The sequence below is a fragment of the Neotamlana laminarinivorans genome (assembly GCF_020523925.1).
In the GTDB taxonomy this organism is placed as follows: Bacteria; Bacteroidota; Bacteroidia; order Flavobacteriales; family Flavobacteriaceae; genus Neotamlana; species Neotamlana laminarinivorans.
In genome coordinates, this window is sequence record NZ_JAJAPW010000001.1 from 765,323 (window position 1) to 789,289 (window position 23,967).

The 23,967-nt window shown below is 35.0% G+C and carries 14 protein-coding genes; all 14 read right to left on the reverse strand.

The annotated features are described in order from the left end of the window. Nucleotides 1-10: 10 nt before the first annotated feature. The 14 genes from LG649_RS03455 to LG649_RS03520 are packed head-to-tail and all read right to left on the reverse strand — an operon-like array spanning nucleotide 11 to nucleotide 23,948. On the reverse strand, nucleotides 11-1,498 hold the full coding sequence (locus LG649_RS03455) for a sulfatase family protein (protein ID WP_226540927.1): 1,488 nt from the start codon (nucleotides 1,496-1,498) through the stop codon (nucleotides 11-13). A 1-nt stretch (nucleotide 1,499) separates the two neighbouring features. After that, nucleotides 1,500-3,350, reverse strand: a complete 1,851-nt coding sequence (locus LG649_RS03460; protein ID WP_226540928.1) for a beta-N-acetylhexosaminidase — start codon at nucleotides 3,348-3,350, stop codon at nucleotides 1,500-1,502. A gap of 3 nt (nucleotides 3,351-3,353) precedes the next feature. Further along, entirely contained in the window at nucleotides 3,354-4,142 is a 789-nt protein-coding gene (locus LG649_RS03465; RefSeq protein ID WP_226540930.1) for an SGNH/GDSL hydrolase family protein, read from the reverse strand. A gap of 3 nt (nucleotides 4,143-4,145) precedes the next feature. Further along, the gene (locus LG649_RS03470) at nucleotides 4,146-5,585 is read right to left on the reverse strand and encodes a glycoside hydrolase family 30 protein (RefSeq protein WP_226540932.1); all 1,440 of its coding nucleotides are present in this window, start codon (nucleotides 5,583-5,585) and stop codon (nucleotides 4,146-4,148) included. Between the two features lie 11 nt (nucleotides 5,586-5,596). Continuing rightward, the gene (locus LG649_RS03475) at nucleotides 5,597-8,287 is read right to left on the reverse strand and encodes a glycoside hydrolase family 3 protein (RefSeq protein ID WP_226540934.1); all 2,691 of its coding nucleotides are present in this window, start codon (nucleotides 8,285-8,287) and stop codon (nucleotides 5,597-5,599) included. Nucleotides 8,288-8,298: 11 nt separating this feature from the next. After that, complete coding sequence (locus tag LG649_RS03480) at nucleotides 8,299-9,840, reverse strand: sulfatase family protein (RefSeq protein ID WP_226540936.1); 1,542 nt, start codon at nucleotides 9,838-9,840, stop codon at nucleotides 8,299-8,301. A 32-nt stretch (nucleotides 9,841-9,872) separates the two neighbouring features. Beyond that, the gene (locus LG649_RS03485; protein WP_226540938.1) at nucleotides 9,873-11,264 is read right to left on the reverse strand and encodes a sulfatase family protein; all 1,392 of its coding nucleotides are present in this window, start codon (nucleotides 11,262-11,264) and stop codon (nucleotides 9,873-9,875) included. Beyond that, nucleotides 11,264-13,597, reverse strand: a complete 2,334-nt coding sequence (locus LG649_RS03490; protein ID WP_226540940.1) for a glycoside hydrolase family 95 protein — start codon at nucleotides 13,595-13,597, stop codon at nucleotides 11,264-11,266. Before LG649_RS03490 ends, LG649_RS03485 begins: the two co-directional genes overlap by 1 nt. 14 nt (nucleotides 13,598-13,611) lie before the next feature. After that, on the reverse strand, nucleotides 13,612-15,384 hold the full coding sequence (locus LG649_RS03495) for an arylsulfatase (protein ID WP_226540942.1): 1,773 nt from the start codon (nucleotides 15,382-15,384) through the stop codon (nucleotides 13,612-13,614). Between the two features lie 9 nt (nucleotides 15,385-15,393). Beyond that, nucleotides 15,394-16,719: a sulfatase gene (locus LG649_RS03500; protein WP_226540944.1), complete on the reverse strand. Its 1,326-nt coding sequence runs from the start codon at nucleotides 16,717-16,719 to the stop codon at nucleotides 15,394-15,396. Nucleotides 16,720-16,743: 24 nt separating this feature from the next. Then, nucleotides 16,744-18,321, reverse strand: a complete 1,578-nt coding sequence (locus LG649_RS03505) for a sulfatase family protein (RefSeq protein ID WP_226540945.1) — start codon at nucleotides 18,319-18,321, stop codon at nucleotides 16,744-16,746. Nucleotides 18,322-18,333: 12 nt separating this feature from the next. After that, nucleotides 18,334-20,928: a glycoside hydrolase family 3 C-terminal domain-containing protein gene (locus LG649_RS03510; protein WP_226540947.1), complete on the reverse strand. Its 2,595-nt coding sequence runs from the start codon at nucleotides 20,926-20,928 to the stop codon at nucleotides 18,334-18,336. A 19-nt stretch (nucleotides 20,929-20,947) separates the two neighbouring features. Then, on the reverse strand, nucleotides 20,948-22,342 hold the full coding sequence (locus tag LG649_RS03515; protein ID WP_226540948.1) for a glycoside hydrolase family 30 protein: 1,395 nt from the start codon (nucleotides 22,340-22,342) through the stop codon (nucleotides 20,948-20,950). Between the two features lie 7 nt (nucleotides 22,343-22,349). Beyond that, complete coding sequence (locus LG649_RS03520; protein ID WP_226540949.1) at nucleotides 22,350-23,948, reverse strand: alpha-L-fucosidase; 1,599 nt, start codon at nucleotides 23,946-23,948, stop codon at nucleotides 22,350-22,352. Nucleotides 23,949-23,967 lie beyond the last annotated feature (19 nt).

The window sequence follows — 23,967 nt, forward strand, 5'->3', positions numbered from 1 at the left end:
TTCTGTTTTGTTAGTGTGCCGATGCTTTTTTTGTAATACCTGGTTTAAAAATGTCTACTTCCACATCGTTTTCTAATGTTTTTCCTGAAGTTGTTCTTCCGTTTTCTACAATTTCAACGAGCTGTGATGTTAGTTTTTTAACCACTTTTGGATATTTATCGTAAACATTTGTAGTTTCTTCCACATCCTTCTTCATATTATATAATTGAATATCTGGATAGTTTTCTTTAATGGCTTTATTATCGGTAGGTCCAGACCATCCGCCAGAACCGGGAGTTAACTCTAATTTCCATTTTTTATTACGAATAGAAAATTTTCCGTTTATAGAATGATGCACCACTAAATTATAATCAGTTTTCGCTTTTTTGTTTTTAAGCATTGGAAGAATGCTGTATGAATCTACACCGGTAGTTTCATTTAAATTTGCACCGACAATTTCGGCACAAGTAGCCATTAAACTAGTTTGGCAAATTAATTTATCGTTTTCTGAACCCGCCTCAATAACTCCTGGCCATTTTACAATAAACGGAATGCGATGACCGCCTTCCCAAATATCAGACTTATACCCTCTAAAATTAGCACTTGGGTAATGCCCAAATTCTTTTTCTAATTTTCCTGCTTTTGAAACTGGAGCAGAACACCCATTATCGCTAGTAAAAAATACAAGCGTATTGTCTTCTATACCATTTTCTTTTAAAGCATCTAAAACACGGCCAACCACAAAATCGGTTTCCATTACAAAATCTGCATACGCACCCATACCGCTTTTACCTTGCCAATCTTCAGACGGAACAACCGGACTGTGCGGAGAGTTTAAAGCCAAATACATAAAAAAAGGCTCATCGTCATCGGCTTCTTTTGCAATATATTCTGTAGCATGATCGCCTAAAAATTGAAGCATTTTAATGGGCTCCATTTTATCGATTACCTTATCATCTTTAATTACGGTTTTCATAACTCTAGAGTGGTGAAACCCGATATAAGAATCAAATCCGCGTGATAATGGCCCGTTAGGAACGGTAGAACCAATTGCAGGACCAATTACTTTTTTACCATCGTAAACTTCGGCAGGATTGCCTTCATCATCAACAAACTTAAATCCTAAATGCCATTTACCAATTGCGGTAGTTTTATAGCCTGCTGTTTTAAGCATTTTTGGAACGGTTGTAATATCGTCTGCAATTAAAGGATCTAGCTCATCGCCGCCACTTAAAACCCCTTTTTGTAGTCTTGAACGCCATGAGTAACGCCCTGTAAGCACCGCATACCTAGATGGTGTACAAACCGCCGATGCCGAATGCGCGTCGGTAAACGTCATGCCTTCTTTAGATAAAGCATCAACTTCTGGTGTTAGTATTTTTCCTTTTTCTGGGTTTAAAGCTTGTATATCGCCATAGCCTAAATCGTCACAAATAATGTAAACAATATTAGGTTTTTGTTGTGCCGATACTAAACTTGAAATGAATAGCGCTACAAAAAGTATTTTATTTAGTTTCATATTATTTTAATCTTATCTCTGTTATTTCTCCCAACAGTTCGCCTTTTTTATTGAATAATCCTGCTTTTAATAAAGACTTTGGTACTGCTTTAAAATTTTCGGTGTACTTAGTAGCTTCCATTGTTGGGTCGCTACCATCTAGTGTATAGTAAATATCGTAACCAACTGCTTCGGTTTCTAAATACACAATAGCTTTATTATGCAATTGATCGATACCGAAAGCCGGATACACTGTAAACAAACTTTTTGCAACGTTTACACCTTCTTTTTTTAATCTATTAAAGTGTTTAAACTCTAATGCATTTTGAAAACGCTCCCAGTTTTTCACTTCTGGGTTACTCCAAGATACTTCTGCACTTGCTAAAGTTCTTGGGTACAACATATACTCAAAATGTTCTCCTGTTGGCGTAAACTCTCCCCATAAACTAGCTTGGTTTCCTAGTACTCTAGCCGCTTCTTCTTGGTTTAATTCTGCAGGAACAGGTTCGTGATTGTACACTACAGATAATGGTAACACCGAATTAGGACCTTCTGGCTCCATAAAAGTTGGCCCTTGAACTCGGCTTATGTAGGAATGTAAATAAGAGGTCATAATAGTTGGATAACCTTCTCTTGGCGCTTGTACTTCTGGGTTATATTTACCTCTACGCCATGCCATAATGGTTGCTCCAGGAACACCATTACCACTCAACACTTCGTCCCAACCAATCATGGTTTTGTTTTGTTTTTCTACAATTTTATGAACACGTTGAATAAAATAACTCTGTAATTCTTCGTAATCTTTTAAACCGTTTTCTTCCATAAGTGCAGCACACATGGCACTTTTTTTCCAATCTTTTTTGCTACACTCATCGCCACCAATATGTAGATATTTTGACGGAAATAAATCGGCTATTTCTTCAATAACACCTTCTAAAAATTCATAGGTAAATTCACTTGCTGGACAAACCGTATTATTAGGCGCTTTACCACCAACGGCAACTTCAAAATTTACGCCAGTAGTATCAATATCCGAACAAAATAATTCTGGGTACGAAGCTACCAAAGCTTTACTATGACCAGGAACATCTATTTCTGGAATAATTTCCACATTTCTCGTTTTTGCAAATGCAATAATTTCTTTTAAATCGTCTTGCGTATAAAAACCACCAACTGTTTTAGGCTCGCTAGCGGTTGCCGGTTTTCTGCTCCACCAATGATCGTCTCGTTCTGCTCTCCAAGCACCTTTTTCTGTTAGCTTAGGATATTTTTTAATTTCTACTCTCCAACCTTGATCGTCGGTTAAATGCAAGTGGAACACATTTATTTTGTAAGAAGACAATAAATCAATCTGCTTCATTACAAATTCTTTAGAATGAAAATGACGCGACACATCCATTAAAACACCACGCCAACCAAATCTTGGATTATCTGTAATTGTTACATTTGGAAGCTTAATTTCTGATGTTTTTTCTATAGGAACTATTTGTCGTAAAGTTTGAAATCCATTAAAAAAACCAGCAAAACCTTTTGCTTTCACTATAATTTTTGAATCTGAAACTTCTAAAATATAACCTTCTTCTTTTACCGATTTATCTTTTGTTTTTTGAAATTCAATGTAATTCGATTTCGCTTTAACTTTTCCTGTTTCAACAACAAAATTTAAACCTGTTTCAAATTTTAATTTTTCTAAAACGTAAGGTTTAAAGCTTGATGCCACTTGCTTTGGCATGTAAATTTTAGTGGTATTTGATAAAGTAAACACACCTTCTTTAAACACCACAGATTCTGGTTGCGGAATAAATGTATTTTCTTGTGCTTTTCCTGTTACAGAAAGCAAAATAATGGTTATAAAAATTACTATTCTATTCATAAACTATAAGTTTTGGGCTATTATTTTAGCCACTTCTTTACCTTGAGCGGTTTTACCAAGCTCATTATAATGTACATTATGCGGTTTTATATACCACTCCTTTTCGTGTGGTTTTGTAAAGGCGTACAAATCGTTAATTTGTATTTCAGGATAATTTGCTAAAACCTCTAATGCCGCTTTATTATATTTAACACTATCACCTGCAACTCTACCATCGGCACCTTCTTCTGGCACTGCAGTTGTAGTTGCAAAAATTAATTTTGCTTTAGGGTATTCCTTCATTAAATACTTACAGATTTCATGCAAGTTTTCTTTGTACTTTTCTATGCTATTTACTTGCTTACCGTTTTCTAAATCGAGCTTGCCGTTTTTAACATATTTTAAATCGTGTAAGCCTACATTAAAATGAATGACGTCCCAAGTAAAATCCCAACCGCCTTTTAAATACGGCTGAAACATGGTGGTTTTCATTTTTTCTGTAAACGGAATAAACTTGTTGCTTGACTGTCCGTTTTTATGAAACCTGAACACATTGGCTTTGCCTTCTAACTCTTTTCTAACCGTAGTTGTATACCCAATAGAAATAGAATCGCCATAAATAAATACGTTTGGTAATTTTTTATTAGGACTAACATAAGCAAAAGCGGCTTCTTTATTTGCTAAGTTTTTCCAAGCTTCGCGTGCTACTTCTTCATCATATGTATCTCCAAATAAATTTAAAGAGGCACACGATGAAGCACTAATACAAATTCCTGTAGCTCCTAAATATTTTACAAAACTTCTTCTATCCATGTTTTATAAGTTTACAGTTAAGGTGTTAAATGACTTGGCATCTAAACTTGCTTTAACTTCTTTATCGTTTATGTTAAATTGAACGGTTTTATTTTCGCTAGCGTCGTTATACGCTAAAATCACTACATTATTTTCTGCTTCGTTATAAAAAACAACGGCGTTTTCATCGTCTCCAGCAGTATCAATTTTTACTGAACCTGGCATAACAAAAGCACTTAAATGCTTCATTAAATAAAACTCTGGGTTGTAGGTAATGGCTTTTGTTTTACTATCAATAGAAATCATAGAATTTTGTTTCCAACCCCATTGACTTTTTCCAGTTTCATCTAAAACCATGTTCCAATACATGTATGAATTTGCACCGTTTTCAAAATAATGCTTCATTAAATTAAATGTATATTCTGCAGCCTTCCAATCGTTAGAGCCATCGCCACACTCGGTTTCAGTTTGCATTAAACGCATATCTGGATATGTAGCATGAACCGCTTCAATAGCACCTTTACCAGCCCATTGAAAACCAATACCATCAACATATTTTTTGGCATCACCATACTCAACAACATCTGTTACACGCTCTAATTGCGGACGCTCTACAGTTCCTAACCAAATTTCGGCATCAATATTTTCAGCTTCAAATTTTGGTCCTAAATAATCTGAAATAAGAATTCCTAAATCTTCTGGTTTCCAAACACAAGATGGAAAGTTTTGTGCTGAATTATATTCGTTTTGTACGTGAACAGCGCTAATATCTATACCTGCTTCTTTATAAGCTTGAACAAACTTTGCAAAGTATAAGGCGTAAGCCTCAAAATAGTCTGGTTCTGTAATAAAACGTGAAACTAATTCTTCTGTATTACTCCACTCTTCTGGTAAATCGTTAAATTCCGGATTAGCTTTACAAGCGTAATGTTTGCTGTGTTTCATCCATGACGGCGGACACCAAGGCGATGCCCAAACAGCTACATTTGGGTTAATTTTTTGAGCTTCTTTTATGTAAGGAATTAATCGTTTTTTATCGCGATCTATAGAAAAGTTTTCCATTGCAAAATCGCCTTCGGTTTCGTTATGACTATACCAATCTACCGCATAATCGTTAGCACCAATTGGCATTCTACACAATGTAAATTTACAGCCTGTTTCTTGACTAAATAAATCGTTTAAAATTTGTTGTTTTTCTTCGGGTGTAACCATGGCTAAAGCCTCCCAACCTAACTCGTTAAAACAGCCGCCAAAACCATCAATAGTTTGTTGTTGGTTTGTTGTATTTACAACTATAGTTGTTTCTGGAGTTACTTCTACAGGTTGTTGTTGTTGATAGGTTTTATCAGTCCAAACACTGTTTTCTGTACTACTTTTCCAAGATACATCAAGTCCTTTTTCTTCTTGTTTACACGATGAAAAAGCTACTAATGCAATTAAAATTAATCCTTTTATATGTTTCATTTTGATGTTGGTTATTTTACGGTTAAAATTTTTCTTAAACGAATATCTTTTGATGATGCACCAATCATGATTCTAAAATCACCTGATTCAACAACACGCTTTAAATTAATATCTAACATAGATAAAGCTTCACTATCTAAAGTAAAAGTAACGGTTTTAGATTCACCTGCTTTTAAGGCAATACGTTGAAATCCTTTAAGTGATTTAATAGGTTGTGCTACTGATGATAACTCATCACGAATGTAAAGTTGCACCACTTCTTCGCCATCTAATTTACCTGAATTGGTGATGGTACAAGTTACTTCTATTGATTCGTTTGGCTCTATATTATTTTTACTGAATTCAATATTTGAATACTCAAACGATGTATAACTTAAACCGTAACCAAATGGAAATAAAGGTTGCCCAGTTAAATTATGGTAGTTATCGCCACGACCTGTTGGTTTGTTATTGTAGTATAACGGGCATTGCGCTTCATCTACCGGAAATGTAATTGGTAAACGTCCCGCAGGATTTTCATCACCAAATAAAATATCGGCAAAACCATTACCTCCGTTTTCACCAGCATACCAAGCCATGATAATACCATCTACATCGTTTTTCCAATTGGCCATCGTAATCGCACTACCACCAACTAACACAACAACGGTTGGTTTACCTGTTGCAGCAACGGCTTTTATTAATGTTTCTTGATGCCCTGGTAAAGCCAATAAAGCACGGTCTCTAAATTCACCTTCGTGAATACCAGCGAATACAACCGCAACATCACTTTTTTCTGCAGCTGTAACCGCATCTTCAATTTGTTGTTCCCATTCTTGAGTTACATCGACATCCCAAATAAATTTGAATTTTGCATTTCCTGCAGATTCGTAAAATTCAATTTTTACATCGTATTCTTTTCCTTCAACAAAATAAAATTCTTTTAAAATGGTATTATACGATTGCTTTTGCCAATTATCAATTAACAATTTACCATCTAAATACAAACGGTAACCATCATTACCTTCAATACCAATTTTTGAAATTCCTGTTTTAGGCGCTTTAACTTTTCCTGTCCAACGCACAGAATACCAATCGTAAGGTAAATCTTTATGAGGTGAAAATAAGGTCCAACCAAAACCGATTTTCTTATCTACACGTTCCACTTTTGGCGAACCGCTTAATGTAATGTTATCGAAATAATCGCCTTTTAAACCTTCAACTTTTTTACCATCTTTAGTTGACGATAAATATTTTGGAGCAATAACAGTGTAATTTTCTTCTTTAAGTGAAACGCCTTCGGCATAACTAATATTAGCTTCTCCAATTTTAGCAGCTACACCATTGTAAAACGAAACTTTATCGTTACCAGGGCCGCTATAACCACCTAAACGTACTGTTTTAGCATCGTGACCAATTAAGGCTACTTTTTTATTTGATTTGCTTACAGGTAAAACTGCATTATTATTTTGAAGCAACACCATAGATTTTGAAGCTACTTTTCTTGCTAACTCGCGGTGTGTTTTGTGTCCGTTCCATTTGTCGGCTTCTTTAGCATCAACGTAAGGATCTTCAAATAAACCTAATTCAAATTTTATTTTTAAAATACGACTAACCGCTTCATCAATAGCTTTAATATCAACCATTCCTTTTTCGTAAGCTTCCCAGAATAATGGAAAATGATTGTAATTGGTTTGAAACATCACATCTAAACCGCCTTCAACGGCATCTTCTGTAGCTTCAGCATAATTTGCAGCTGTAAAATGCAATACATTGGCACCACCAGTTGCACCTGCATCTGAAATTACAAATCCATCGAATCCCCATTCGCCTTTTAATTTATCTCTTAGCAACCAAGCGTTTGATGTACAAGGTGTTCCATCTAAAGAATTATAAGCCGTCATTACCGAACGTGCGCCTGCTTTTTGAAAAACTGCTTTAAAAGCTGGAAAATAAATTTCTTCTAATAAGCGTTCGTTAAAACTAATTGGGTAACTATCGCGACCACCAGCACCTACATTTGCAACAAAGTGTTTTGGTGTAGTTATAACACCTTCGTTTTCAAACTCACTAATAAAAGATAAGCCCATTTGCGTTGTTAAATATGGGTCTTCGCCGTAAGTTTCCTCTACGCGTCCCCAACGTACATCGCGCGCAATATTTAAAACTGGTGATAAAATTTGACGAATACCACGTGTTTTAGTTTCTTTAGTTATTGCCTTTGCAACATCTCCAACTAAATTAGTATCCCAAGTAGCTGCTAAACCAATAGCTTGTGGGTACACCGTAGCACCATCGCGCGCTAAACCATGTAAAGCTTCGTTAAACGGAATGATAGGAATACCTAAACGTGTTTCTTCTAAAAAGTACTTTTGCAGCTTGTTAATTTCGTTTGCCATATCTTGAGCACTTCCGGTAGAACCGTAATCCATAATTTGCTCTGCGGCATTATCATTTTTTCCTTTTGATGAAATTTGAAAACCAAAAATACCGTGTTTCAATTTGTCTTTACCAATGCTTAAATCGCCAGGAATCATAAACATTTGCCAGAACTTTTCTTCTAAAGTCATTCGGCTTAACAAATCTTGCACACGCTCTTCAACAGGAAGTTTAGGGTTTTTATAAGGCGGATCTTTTTTATCTGTAAACGATAAAGAAATTGTAATAATTCCTCCTAAAAGCAAACACGTAAATACCTGTTTTATGTTTAATTTATATTTCATCTTTTTGTTAACTATAATTTTGTGTTCTTCAGTTTTTCTAATTGTGGCCAATCGCTTGTACCATCGTTTTCTTGTTTTGCACCAACAGTACTTCTGCCATCATTTATAATTTTTAATAAATCGGCTTTAAATTCCTTTACAATTTCAGGATGTTCTGCTTGTAAATTTTTGGTTTCGGCAGCATCGGTTTTAACATTATACAATTGAACCATTGGAAGTGTATCGTAAATTGCTTTTTTAGTGTTGATATTTGGATAACTCCATCCGCCAGAACCTTTACAGAAATTAACTTTGTAATCGCCTTTACGATAGGCAAACTCACCTCGAACTGAATGATGAATGATGCTTTCGCGTTTTGGAGCGTCAGAATTTGTTAAATGACTGAAGCTGTCTTCTGCTACATTATCTTCTAAATCAATATTTAAAACATCGGCAACGGTTGCAAAAAAGTCAGTAGTACAAACCAATTGTTCTGTTTTTGTTGGCTGAATGTTATTTTTCCATGTCATGATGTATGGTACACGGTGTCCGCCTTCAAAAATATCAGATTTTGTACCTCTGTAAACGTAACTTGGATTGTGATCTTTAGATTTTAATTGTTTGAAATTTGCTGTTGGTGAACAGCCATTATCACTAGTAAAAACAATTAATGTATTTTCTGAAATACCGTTAGCTTCTAAAGCTTTTGTAACTTCTCCAACAACCCAATCGACCATAATAACAAAATCGGCATACGGATTTTCTAAACCACTTTTACCTTTAAAAGCATCAGTTGGTAAAATTGGCGTGTGCGGTGCAGGCAAAGGCATATACACAAAAAACGGATCGTCTTTTTTTGCATTATCGTTAATATAACTTACGGTACGTTTTGTAATTTCTGGTAACGCTTGTTCGTGCTCAAAATTATCGGCAGTTAAGCCATAACGCCAAGTACCTTGTTTGGTTTTACCTTTGGTATATTTTGTGGGTACGCTGGTTGGCATATCGTTTTCTACCCAAACGTATGGTGGCATGTCTAAAGAGCCACAAAATCCGTAGCTATAATCAAAACCATGTGTATTTGGACCATTTTGAATAGGTGTTGTAAAATCTACCTCTGGTCTTGCTTTTAAGTTATCGATATCTAAACCTAATGAATCTGGTTTTGTAATATCCCAGTCCCAGCCCATGTGCCATTTACCTATAAAAGCTGTGTTGTAACCGTTGTCTTTTAAAACATCGGCAATAGTAGTTCGGTTTGGCTTTATTAATGATTTTGAATAACCACTAACCACACCTTGTTTAAGCGATGTTCTCCAATTATAACGACCAGTTAAAATACTGTATCGTGTTGGCGTACATACGGCAGAGCTTGTGTGGGCATCGGTGTACATTACGCCGTTAGTTGCCAAGGCATCGATATTTGGTGTTTCAATTTTAGAGTTCTCGTTGTAAATAGATACATCGCCAATACCTAAATCATCAGCAAGAATGTATATGATGTTTGGTTTTGTTGCATTTGTAGTGCTCTTTTTCTCTTCTTTTTTATTACAAGAAAAGAAAACGATACTCATTAAAGTAATTTGTAAGATGTTTTTAATTGACATTATTTGCTGCGTAAATGTTGTTGGTTTCTTTTGTTTTGTTGTAATTCTTCATCAAAATCTAGCATCAATTTTTTAAGTTTTTTAACCTTTTTAGGATATGTTGAAGCTAAATTATGTTGTTCTGATATATCGTCTTTTAAATTATAAAGTGCGACATCGTCTTCTATTATTCTTAATTTCCAATCGCCCTGTCTTACCGCTTCAAGGTTAAAATCTTTGTAATAAAAGAAGCCCTCTTTTTTATGAGGTGATTTTTTATTTTGTTTACCTGAAAGTATAGGCCAAATGTTTTTTCCGTCTATTTTTTTCTCTGGTAAATCTGCTCCTGTTAAATAGGCTACAGTTGGTAAAACATCAATAGTAGAAATAACTTTATCGCTTACTGAAGCTGGTTTAATTTTTCCATTCCATTGCGCTATCATTGGTACGCGAAAACCACCTTCAAAAGTTTCATTTTTGTGTCCTCTTAGCGGTAAAGCACTTCCACCATGTTCTCCTCTTGAGGTCCAAGGTCCGTTATCTGATGTAAAAATAACTAAGGTATTTTCATCAAGCCCTTGTTCTTTTAAAGTTTTTAAAATTTCTCCAACACTCCAATCTATTTCTTCTACAGCATCGCCATAGAGCCCTCTTTTACTTTTGCCTTTAAAATTAGCCGATGCATAAAGCGGTACGTGCGGCATTGAATGTGCCAAGTATAAAAAGAAATGTTCGTTTTTATTTTCTTTAATAAAATTTATTGCTTGTTCGGTATAGCGTTGTGTTATGGTAGATTGATCTACGGGATATTCAATAACTTCATCTTGTTTAAGCAAAGGAACTCTGCTACCACGCCATTTTGTTTCACGCAAACTATCTAAAGTCATACCTTCTCTAAACACAATATTTTTAGAGATTTTAGATTTTGGATTTACCGACATATCGTTACTAAACGGAATGCCATAATACATATCGAAACCTTGTGATGTTGGTAAGTATTCTTGCTTATCGCCCAAATGCCATTTACCAATACAAGCCGTGGCATAATTTTGGGATTTTAACATGTTTGCAATAGTTGTTTCTGCATTGCTTAAACCTCCAGGAAGATTTGGCCATAATACCTGAGGCACTCCAACACGATTTGGATATGAACCCGTTAATAAAGCAGCTCTTGATGGCGAACATACCGATGATGCAGAATAAAAATCGGTGAATTTTATACCGTTTTTAGCCATGTTATCTAAATTTGGTGTGCTAATTAATGGCGAGCCAAATACACCTACATCTTGATAACCTTGATCGTCAGTAAAAACAATAACAATATTGGGTTTAGAATTTTTAGCCTGAGCGAATACTGCTTTAGGACTAAAAAAAACCGTTATAAAAAGTAATATGAACGTTAATTTCTGCATTACGATTTTTTGTTTAATAAGCCATCAAAATTATAGGTTTTACCTGCTTCGGTTTCAAACTCAATAGATTTGTCTCCATATTTTAATACACAAGGCATACCACTTTTTGATAAAACTGACACGTTTTTAAGTGTACCTGCTTCCCATGAAAATGCTAACTCAAATCCGCCACGTGCTAAAATTCCAGAAACATGTCCTTCTGGCAACGTGCTTGGTAATGCTGGTAATAATTCGATGTATTTTAACTGACTTTGTAAAAGCATTTCTAAAATACCTGAAGCACCTCCAAAATTACCATCTATTTGAAATGGCGGATGTGCATCAAATAAATTAGGATAAGAACCACCGCCAACTTTTCCATTTGGTCTTTCGGCAGGACTTAATAATTTATGTAATAATTTATATGCGTGATCTCCATCTTTAAAACGCGACCAAAAATTAATTTTCCATGCTAAACTCCAACCTGTACCATTGTCTCCTCTATATTCTAAAGATTGTTTTGCAGCTTGCATTAAATCTGGAGTCTCATCAAAATTAATTTCGTTTCCTGGGTGAACTGCCCAAAGATGCGATACATGCCTGTGATGATTTTCTGGGTTATCTTTATCTTCCATCCACTCTTGTAATTGCCCATGTTTACCTATTTGGTTTGGCGCAATTTTATTAATCATGGGTTTAAGGGTTGATGTAAACTCTGCATCTTGATCTAGAATTTTTGAAGCTTCAATAGTGGTTTTAAATAAAGCTCGAATTAATTGATGATCCATAGTTGGGCCAGCAACTAAACCTCCTATTTCTGGTGAATTTGAAGGCGAACTAATTAAATATCCTGTATTTGGATCTTCATGCAAAAACTGACTATAAAATAAAGCCGCATTACGAAGTAACGGATAACGTTTTTTTAAGAATTCTTTATCTTGCGTAAATAAGTAATGCTCCCAAATATGCGATGATAACCAAGCAGCACCACCTAACCAAATACCGTGATGCGATGCATTTACTGGAGCAGCACCTCGCCAAATATCAACATTATGGTGTACAATCCAACCATCGGCGTTATAATGTGTTTTTGCAACTTTGGATCCTGTTATAGATAAATCTTCAATTAAATCGAAAAGTGGCTCGTGGCATTCACTTAAGTTGTACATTTCTACAGGCCAATAATTCATTTCTAAATTAATATTAGTGGTATAACTACTAAACCAAGGCGGCGTTAATTTATCGTTCCAAATGCCTTGCAATGTTGCAGGTTTAGTTCCTGGTCTGCTACTTGCTATGGTTAAATAGCGTGCATATTCCACGTAAAGTGCTACCAATTGCGGATCGTTAGGTGTTTTGCTAAAATCGGCAATACGTTTATCGGTTGGGTTTTTAGATTTTCCATTATCGCCAAAACTAATTTGAAAACGGTTGTAAAGCGATTGATAATCGGAGATATGTCTTTCTTTTACAAACTCAAAACTTTGATCTTGCACATTCACTAAAGTTTCTGGAACTATTTTTTCCGGTGTTCCGGTTACATCGTTAAAATCGACATAATTTGTGGCTGCAGATAAGTATACCGTAGCGTTTGAAGCATCGGTAATTTGTAATTTACCATCGGTAGTAGTAACCGTTCCATCGGTTTTAATTTTCAAGGTTGAAACTCCCCACAATACACCGTCTTTTACTTTAACTACAAGGGTTTGTGTATTATTTGAAGTAACAACCGATTTATCTTCATGTATGGCATCTAACCATAAATCGAAATTTAAAGCTTTCTCTTTACTTGCCGATACATTAATTGCTATAATTTGATCTGGAAAACTAGATAATACTTCGCGTTTATATGCTACATCCTCTACTGTATAAGAAACCGAACTTACCGCATTATTTAAATTAAGCTCACGTTTATAGTTTTTATAGTTTTCGTGATTTTTAAAGTCGAAATAAATATCTCCAAAAGGTTGATAGTGAATTTGTTTTATAGGATCGCTCATAAAATGTTCTTGAGCTAACCTTTGAGCCTCTAACTGCTTTCCTGTAGCCAACAAGGTTCTTATTTCACCCAAATATTCGCCAGCACCTTCGTGCGAATAATCGTGAGGTTGACCACGCCATAACGTTTCCTCATTAAACTGAATGTGTTCTTGCGAAACACCACCATAAATCATGGCGCCTAAACTACCATTACCAACAGGTAAAGCTTCTGTCCATTTTTCGGCAGGCTCGTCATACTGTAATTTAAACGTTTCTTTTTGTTGATTGCTTTTAGCATTATTACAACTTGAAATGGTAATTGCTAAAGCAACAATACTTAGCTTTTTTATGGTATGTACTATTTGTTTCTTCATTTAAATCCTCCTGATTATCCTTTTATTTCAATGTAAAACGGATAGGCGTATTTTAACTCGCCTTTTCTTTTTAAATAGGTTTTAGGCATTATGGTAACTTTACCTTTTGGTAATTCTATATTATTAAAACTGAAACTTGTTTGTTTGTTAGCTTCAATTTTTACGGTTTTTGTTTGCGAACCTAAATCTAGCTCTAACGTGCCGGTTGTAGCTATTGGCGCATCAAAATGCACGGTGATATCGAACGTTTTTGTTTCATTTACAATAACATCCCAATAAATAAATTCTTTTTTAACACCTTCTTTCTTTAAGAAAAGAGCATCATTCTGATTTAGCATTACAGGATTTTCATGAACCGTTCCAATTATTGGCATTGGTGAATTTACAATATGTTCTGAAGTTTCCATGGTATTTAACCAAGCATCCATTTCGGCTTTTAATTCTTCAACTAAAGCAGGATGTTCTGCTGAAATATCGTTTTGTTCGTAAGGATCTTCATTTAAATTAAATAATTCAAATTTATCGTTACCATCTTCATCTTTACCAACACCAACTAATTTCATTTCCCCTTTTCTTGTTGATACATTTCTGTAATGCACTGGCGCTGTTCTTGCCCAATAACGGTTAATGATGCGTTCTGGTAAGCTATCTTCTTTTTTAGTTAATAATGGTAATAAACTTTCACCTTCAATTTTTAAACCTTCTGGTAATGAAGCGCCTGTAAGTTCGGCTAATGTTGGTAAAATATCGTAATGAGCGGCTGGCGTTTTTATATCTCTGGCTTCTTTAAACGCTTTTGGATAATACCAGAAACTTGGTACACGTACGCCGCCTTGAAAAACAGAACCTTTTTTACCGCGCATACCTGCAATGTATCTTGGATGTTGCGGACCATTATCTGTCATGAAAATAACTAGTGTATTTTCATCTATGCCTAAATCTTCTAACTTTTTGAATAATAGTCTTAAGTTATCATCAATATTAGTTACCATTCCGTAGACTTTTCTAGAGTTTTCTCTACTATGGTCTGTAACATTTGGATATGGTTTTCCTTGGTTAATTAAACCCGCATCGATATCTACATCTTTGTACATATCATAATATTTTTGCGGTAATTGCAATGGCCCGTGAGGCGCATTATAAGATAAATATAAGAAGAATGGATTGTCTTTGTTGTCTTCAACATAATCCATTGCTGCTTCGGTTAAAACATCGGTACAATATCCTTGAGTTTGCACTTGTTTACCGTTTTTCCATAAAATAGGATTGAAGTAACTGCTGTCTCTTTTCAATGTATTTGGCCAATCGCCGTATTGCCCAATTCCGCCAGATAAATGATTTAGTGTATAATCGAAACCTTGGTCTTGTGGACGCATTGGGTAATTATCGCCTAAATGCCATTTCCCAATCATTCCGGTTTTATAACCTGCTTCTTTTAAAATTTCGGCAATGGTAACTTCACTTGGCGCCATCATTGCACCACCTCTGTAGGTATCGTGCACTCCTGTTGTCATGGAGTACTTTCCTGTCATGATTGCCGAACGTGTTGGCGCGCACACTGGGTTTACTGAAAAATCGTCGAAACGTACACTTTTACTTGCTAAACTATCTAAAACTGGGGTTTTAATATGCGGATTTCCATAATATCCAATATCGCCAAAACCTTGATCGTCTGTAATAACCAAAAGCACGTTAGGTCTTTTTGGCTTATCTGCCGTTTTTGTTTCGGCACAACTATTAAAACATAAAATAGCTATAATTAAAGCGATATAAATTGAATATTTCATTAATGGTTATTATTTAGTTGTTGCATAAACATCGTCGCCCCAAGCTTCTAATTTTTTAGTCAAACTTTTAACTAGTTCTGGATGTTGTTGGGCGAGGTTATTATTTTCTCCTATATCTTCTTTTAAATTATATAATAAAGGTTCTGCGGTTTTGTTTCGAATAATAAGTTTCCAATCGCCTTGACGAATGGCTTTTCTTCCAGCATAGCCCCAAAACAAATCTCTTTCTGCTAAGGGCTCACCTTTAATTAAATTATTTTTTAAACTTACACCATCTAGATTTTCTGGTTGTTCTGCACCTACTAAATCCATGATAGTAGGAAATAAATCCATGGTTAAAACCGTTTCGTTATTTACTTGGTTTGGTTGAATTGTTCCCGGATACCAAGCCATTGCAGATACACGATGACCACCTTCCCATAAGGTAGATTTATATCCTCTTAAACCACCATTGCTACCTACTTTTTTTGATGCACCGTTATCTGAACAAAAGAATATAATCGTGTTTTTATCAATATTCAGTTCTTTTAAGGTTTTCATTACTTCACCAACACCTTCATCCATAACTTCAACCATTTCTTTATAAATGTTGTTGAGTTCTTCATCAGACATTTTATCTTTTTGCTTTGCGCCATTTTTCCAACCTACGTAACGTTCTGCAGCAGATTTACGCCCTTGAAATGGCCCGTGAGGCGCTTCGTGCGGAATGTAAAGTAAAAAAGGTTCGTCTTTATGTCGCTTAATAAAATCTACAGAATGTTCGGTAATTAAATCTGTAGAATAACCTTTTTCATTTTTAATAGTATCGCCAACCCACCAATCTTCGTAGCCTTCTTGATCGATGTGTGAGTGATAATCTACATTACCAGAAACATAACCAATATACTCATCGAACCCTTGGTTAATCGGGTTAAATTCCTTTTTGTAACCTACGTGCCACTTACCAAACATTCCGGTTACATAACCTGCTTTTTTAATAGCATCTGCAAACGTTTTTTCGCTAACTGCTAAACCTTTATCACGATGATGTTTGGCTGTAACCACACCATCAATACCAACGCGTTGTTGATATTTACCTGTTAAAATAGCAGCCCTGGTAGGGCTACAAACGGGACCGTTGGCATGAAAATCTGTAAACTTAATACCTTCTGAAGCCATTTTATCGAGATTAGGCGTATTTATTAATGTACTACCGTAACACGATAAATCGCCGTAACCCATATCGTCTGCCATAATGATGATAATGTTAGGCTTAGTTTCTTTTTGTGCTTTACAACTTAGTGTTATTATGCTTAAAAAGATTAGGCTAAAAAGTGTATTAAGTTTACTATGCATTTTGTTACTTACTTTTGTTGAATATTAATTCCAGTGTTTTTCAATAATCTCAAGAATTTCTGGATTATCTGCATCTGTATCACCAATAGCCTCGCGTTGTTTTAAAATTTCAGCTTTCATATCGGCAATAATATCTTTGTATTTTGGGTCGTTGTAGGCGTTGTGTAATTCGTGCGGGTCTTCTTGTAAATCGTAAAAATCCCAGAATTGATTTTGAGCAGCTCCTTTGAATCCGTTGCCGTAAAAGAACGCTAATTTATAACGTTGCCCACGAATACCGAAATGTCCAGGACGATCTTTGGAATGATCCCAATAACGATAGTAGCCGTAATCTCTCCAGTCGTTAGGTGTGTTTCCTTTTAAGTTTTCACGGAAACTGCGCCCTTGCATATCCTTTGGATAATCGATTCCTGCATAATCTGCGAATAATGCTGAAAAATCTACATTTTCAATTAAATCTTTATTTCTTGCGCCTGCTCTTACTTCTTTTGGATAACGAATAACGAACGGCATGTGAATAGATTCTTCGAAAATTAAACGCTTATCGAACCAACCGTGTTCACCCAAGAAATAACCTTGATCTGCTGTGTAAATTACTACGGTATTTTCTGCAAGTCCGTTGGCTTCTAAATAATCTAAAAGTTTACCAATATTATCATCTACCGCGGCACCAGAACGCATAAAATCTTTCACCATCTTTTGGTAGGTTTTATAACGTGCTTCTTCGTTGGTTAATCCATCAACTGAAAATGGTAACCCCGGATAATTCATAAAGTCTTTACGCAATTCTGGATTTGCTGTAGCATCTAAATAACGTTGTTTTAAATTATCCATAGATTGTCCTAAAAACGAACGTCCTGTTACAGATGCACTACTATCGTAAAATGATTCTGGAACTGGAATTTCTTCATCTTTATAAAGGTCCGCAAAACGCTCTGGGTAATCGTAAGGCTCGTGTGTGGCTTTAAAATGACACATGGCCATAAATGGTTTATCTTTATCTCGGTTTTCAATCCAATCGATAGTCATATCAGCAATAATATCTGTACTATAACCTTTATATTGTTTACCACCTTCGTAATAATCTTTCCAATTATCGGCCGTTTTAATTATTGGATCGTGATATTCTCCTTGACCAGGAAGCACTGCATAATGATCGAAACCTGCTGGCTCTTGTTTTAAATGCCATTTACCAATAATTGATGTTTGGTACCCCCCTTTTTGCATTTCTTTAGCAATGTTATTGTATTGTGGCGATAAACCAGCATCTAAAATTTTAACACCGTTAACATGACTGTATTGTCCTGTTAAAATTGTAGCTCTACTTGGTGTACAAATAGAGTTTGACACCAAACAATTTTCTAAAACAGTTCCTTCTTTAGCTAAACGTTTAATATTTGGTGTGTGTACCAAATCTTTTAAAATGCTTTCGTAAATACCCCAAGCTTGCCCTGTATGGTCGTCTGCCATTATAAACAAAATGTTTGGGCGTTCTGGAGTAGCTTCAGTTTTAGCTGTTTCTTCTTTTTTTTGGTCTTTACAACTTGTAAAAGATGCAAAAACTAATAAACATATTGCACCTATTTTAAGTACATTTTTCATTTTATATATTGTTTAATTGGTAACGTTAAGTGTTACCGTTTCAAAATTATTTGATGCTGGACCAATACCAATTTCAAATTCGCCTGGTTCAACTACGTATTTATGTAGTTCGGTATCAAAGAATTGTAAATCTTCTGGTGTAATATTAAAAGTTACTGTTGCAGATTTCCCTGGTTTTAAAGTAATACGCTTTATACCTCGTAAACTTTTTAATGGTCGTTTAACCGAACTCTTTAAATCTTTAATATACAATTGTACAACTTCTTCCCCTTGCAAATCTCCTACATTTTTCACCTTAACAGATACTTTTGTTGCCTCTGTAGTTTTAATTTGATTTTTATCTAATTTCAACTTTTCGTAATTGAATTTTGTATAACTTAAACCGAAACCAAAAGGATATAAAGCTTCGCCTTCGTAATACCTATAAGTTCTGCCTTTCATACTGTAATTTACAAATGGTGAAAGTTCTTTATGCGATGTATAAAAGGTTACAGGTAATCTTCCTGAAGGGTTATAATCTCCAAATAACACGTCGGCAATAGCAGTTCCACCAAGTTCACCAGGATACCAAGCTTCTACAATAGCTGGTAAATTATCGTTTTCCCAGTTTATGGCTAGTGCACTACCGTTTAATAATACTAATACAACAGGCGTTCCTGTTTCATGAAGCGCTTTTAATAATTTAGTTTGAACTGCAGGTAAATCAATATTAACTTTATCTCCACCATCAAAACCTTTAGAATTTACAGGCATATGTTCACCTTCTACACTTGCAGAAATACCACCGACAAAAACCACTACTTCAGATTTTTTAGCTATTTCAATAGCTCTATCAAATGAAGTCTTGTCTTTCGAAGCCCACATAAATTTCAACTTAGCAGGATAACCGTGATGTATGTATTGAATTTTAACATCGTATGATTTTCCTTTTTCTAAATACATCGATCCTTTGATAACTTTACGCTTTGGACGATTAGAATTATCTGCTATTACTTTTCCATCGATAGCTAAAGTGAATACTCTATGATGACTCTGTAACCCTAAATCATATTCTCCTGACACATCTACTTTTATTGTCCCAGTGTATTCTACACCAAAATTTGCTTCATTTAAACCTTCAACAGGATTTAAATTCCAGTTAGAATTTACAACATCTTCTATTCTAGTTGCTACAGGTGTTCCTGTAAACTCATGATTATTGTAATATTTAGCTTGCAGACCTTTTTGGTTATTAAAACTTAAAAATTCAGTAGGAATTAAAGACATTTTTGAATCTTCGGTAATCATTTCTATACCTGCTTCAAAATATATTTTTGTGTCTTTAGAAACTTTAGATTTAATTCCATCTAAAGGTGTAAAATATCTTGATGGAAATCCGTTATAATTTCCTAATAATACTTCTAGCTCGTTTGCATTAGGACCTACAACAGCAATAGATTTTACATCTTTTTTAATTGGTAAAGTTTTGTTTTCATTCTTTAATAAAACAATGGATTTTTGAGCGGTTTCTAAAGCTAAAGCTCTGTGCTTATCTGAACTCACAACATCCATAGGAATGCTTGCATAAGGCACCATTTCTGTAGGATCGAACATTCCTAATTTAAAACGTGCTTTAAAAATTCGTTTTAATGATACATCTACATCGGCTTCTGTAATTAATCCTGCTTTTACAGCGCTTACTAAATATTCATAACGCGAACCACAATTTAAATCTGTTCCTGCAAGAAGAGAAACTGCAGCAGCTTCTTCTTTAGAATCTACGTAATTATGGTAATCGTGAATATCTCTAATGGCATTACAATCTGAAACAACGAAACCTTTAAAGCCCCAATCTTGACGTAAAATTTCATCTAATAATTGGTGACTTGCACAACATGGTTTACCCATATATCTATTATAAGCACCCATAATAGAATATGCCTGCCCTTCCTTAACCGTTGCCTCGAAGGCCGGTAAATAGGTGTCGTATAAATCACGTTCGGTTGTTATGGCATCAAAGAAATGTCTTTCTGGTTCTGGACCACTATGTACTGCAAAATGCTTTGGAGTTGCTACTAACTTTAAGTATTTCTCATCGTCGCCTTGTAAACCTTTTACAAAACTAATTCCCATACGAGATGTTAAATAAGGATCCTCGCCATAAGTTTCTTGACCACGCCCCCAACGCGGATCACGGAATATATTTACGTTTGGCGTCCAATAGGTTAAACCTTCGTAACGTTTGTATGATTTATTACGTTGTGCTTCATGGTGTTTAGCTCTTGCTTCATCTGAAATTACTGTAGCAGATTCTAAAATTAAAGCTTCATCAAAAGTAGCTCCTAAACCAATGGCCTGAGGAAAAACCGTTGCTTTACCTGCTCGAGCAACTCCATGTAAAGCTTCATTCCAATATTCGTGTGCAAGAATGTTTAATCTTGGAATTGCAGGCGCATCATTCATCATTTGTCCTACTTTTTCTTCAAGAGTCATTCTTGATACTAAATCGTCTACACGTTCATCAAAAGATAAAGATGTATTTAAATATGGTAGTATTTCTTGAGCCTTAGAAGAATTAACTGCAACTAAAACTAGTGCTATTAAAATTTTTAATTTAATATGTTTCACTTTTAAATTATTCTTAGAATTATTTATAATTTACTTCGACCACAGATATAGAATTTGCAGGGATATCTACAACTTGGGCATGGTTATCTTTTAACCAAATGTCGAAAGTTTTTGTTTTGTTTGATTGATTTTTAATGAACAGATAAACATTATTATCATCTTTAAGTGTAATAGTATCACCATACCAAGATGCCGATGCGATACGTTTCATCCCTGGTTTCATAAACCTTCCAAAAAGTGCCATAGTTGCATAATCAGGATTGTACGTAACCGTTTTGTCTTTTCTGTTGATTTTGATTAAACTGTTTTGTTTCCATCCCCATCCACTTGAAGAGTCTTCATTTAAAATCATGTTCCAATAACAAAAGTTTGGTACACCATGGTTTATAAACCCAGCAACTTCATTAAACCTTGAAAATGCTTGATCTACACTATTTTTACCCCCGTAGCAATTACCTTCAGTATGTAAAAATTTAATATCTGGGTAAACCGCTTGCATATTTTCCACTTGTCTGGCATTCATATATTGTACACCAATACCATCAACCGCTTCTCTCCATGCTTTGTTTGATACAAATTCTAAACCATCTAAACGTTTAGCAGTACGGAAAGAACCTGCCCAAATTTCAGCTGGTGTATTATCTTTTTCAAACTGTGGACGCAAATAATTAATTACAAACTCGCCCATTTGTTTTGGTGGCATGTGGCAAGACGGGTATTTTGTAGAAATATCTTGCTCATTTTGAATTACAATTTTATTTACTGTAATACCTTCTTTAGCGTAAGCATCAACATACTTAGAAAAATATTTAGCGTAAGCTTTGTAAATTTTAGGATCGTCTTTTAAAACATTTTTCTCAGGAAATTCTTCCCCTCTATCCATTAATCCCGATTCTTTCATCCAACCTGGAGGACTCCAAGGTGATGCAAATAATTGCATCTTTGGATTATACTTATAAGCCATTTGAATAAAAGGGATAACGCTTGTACGCTCTCTTTCTATAGAAAACTTTTTCATTTTAAAGTCGTTTTCAACTTCGCTATAACTGTAAGCATCTATACCAAAATCACTAGCACCAATAGCTGTTCTGCACACTGTAAAATTAGCTCCATTAACATCAAAAAGATTTTTCATAATCTCATTTTGCTGTGCTTCGCTTAAAGACATTAATGCTTCGCCTCCAATTTCGTTAAAAGCGCCACCTATTCCTGTTATGGTTTGAAAAGATATATCTGGATAAATTCTAACAGAAATACCTTTACCTTCTGATTTTGCTTCCTGAGTTTTTATTGGGTTTGAAACTATTTTTTCACCTTCAACAAGTTTTACATAATGCACTTTAGCATTACGTTGTGCGCTTATTGATAGCGAAATTGATAGAACTGTAGTTAATGTTATAACTATCTTTTTCATTTCTTCTTTACTTTTTAAATTTCGCTTTTAATACTACCGGATAACTATCCCCATTTACAGCGGGCATATTTATAGTTAAACCGTTATTTGATTGTTTAAATGCTACTTTTCTACCATCGTATAGTTGTGATAAACCTTTTAAAATTCCTGGATTTACTTCGCTCGATTTAGCAAAAGAAGGAATTACAAATTCACCGCCTTTAGGATTCATAACCATTATGTAAAAATCGTCTCCTTTTGTTGTAAATCTCACTTCATCGTTAGCAAAAGCAGGAGTTGCTGTAGTACGTTGATTAAAGTGCTCGCCATGTTTTTGGTTAGCGGTAGCATTTCTTAATTCTCCTTCAACTGTTTCAACTTCTTCACCTCTAACACTTTTACCGTCTCCAAAAACTTTCCAAGGACGTGTGCCATAAATTGCTTCACCATTAATTTTTAACCAATCGCCAACAATAACAACACTCTTTTTTATTTCGTGCGGAATAGTTCCATCAGGGTTTAACTCCATGCTTAATAGTAAGTTTCCATTTTTACTAACTGCTTCAATCAGCATTTCAAGAATGGTGCGTGCATTATGTGTTAAATGGCGATCTTTTTTGTAAAACCAATCTGTAAAAGTAATTTCGGATTGCCAAGGGTATTCACGTAAAGTATTACTACCACCAGATTCTACTTCATTAACAGTACCTTTTGCTTTACGCTTTAATAACATTACAGCATCAATTTTACCATTTTCACTTAAACTATTATTGTAAAGTTTACGTGTAACTTCTTTGCCGTAATCGCCGTAAGTAAAATTAAATCCGTCGTTGTATAATAAATCTGGTTTGTATTTATCAACTAATTCTATATGACGTTTTAGCCAGTTTTTTTTGATGTCTTCAATAATTTCAGGTGTACGATCTTCTGGAGCTGGACCGTATAAATCTTTTGGGTCTAAACCTTCCCACCATTTTCCTTTGCCATCTGCTTTGGTTAAACGTGCATCGTAAGGCACACCTGCGTACATTCCATCTTTATCTGAACCAAAAGCGGGTTTCCACCAATTTAAAAAACGATCGTCGTGACTGGTAACCCCAAATTTTAATCCAGCTTTACGTGTTGCTGTTTCAAACTCACCAATAATATCCTTTTTAGGGCCTACATTTACAGAATTCCATGGATGATAAGACGAATCAAACAAATCGAAATGATCGTGATGATTTGCTAAAGCAACAATATATTTTGCTCCGTTTTCTTTTGAGAAATTGATTAAGGCTTCGGCATCAAAATTTTCTGCCTTCCAACTATTTATAACGTCTTTGAAGCCAAATTCTGAAGGGTGTCCGTAAGTCATTAAATGATACGGATACGCCATTTTACCAAATTTTTGGCGACCTACATCTTGCATATACATATGGCGTGCATACCAACCACCACCTTGCTCTGGTGCTGCTTGAGGCCCCCAATGAAACCAAATGCCAAACTTAGCGTCTCTAAACCATTCTGGGCATGCGTACTGTTCGGCTAATTCATCCCAGGTTAATGTTTTTTCTTGTGCAGTTAGTGGAATAGCTGTTAATAAAACAAGAAGATTACAAAGGATTAAATTGCTAAGTTTTGACATTAATTTCATCTCGTTCAAA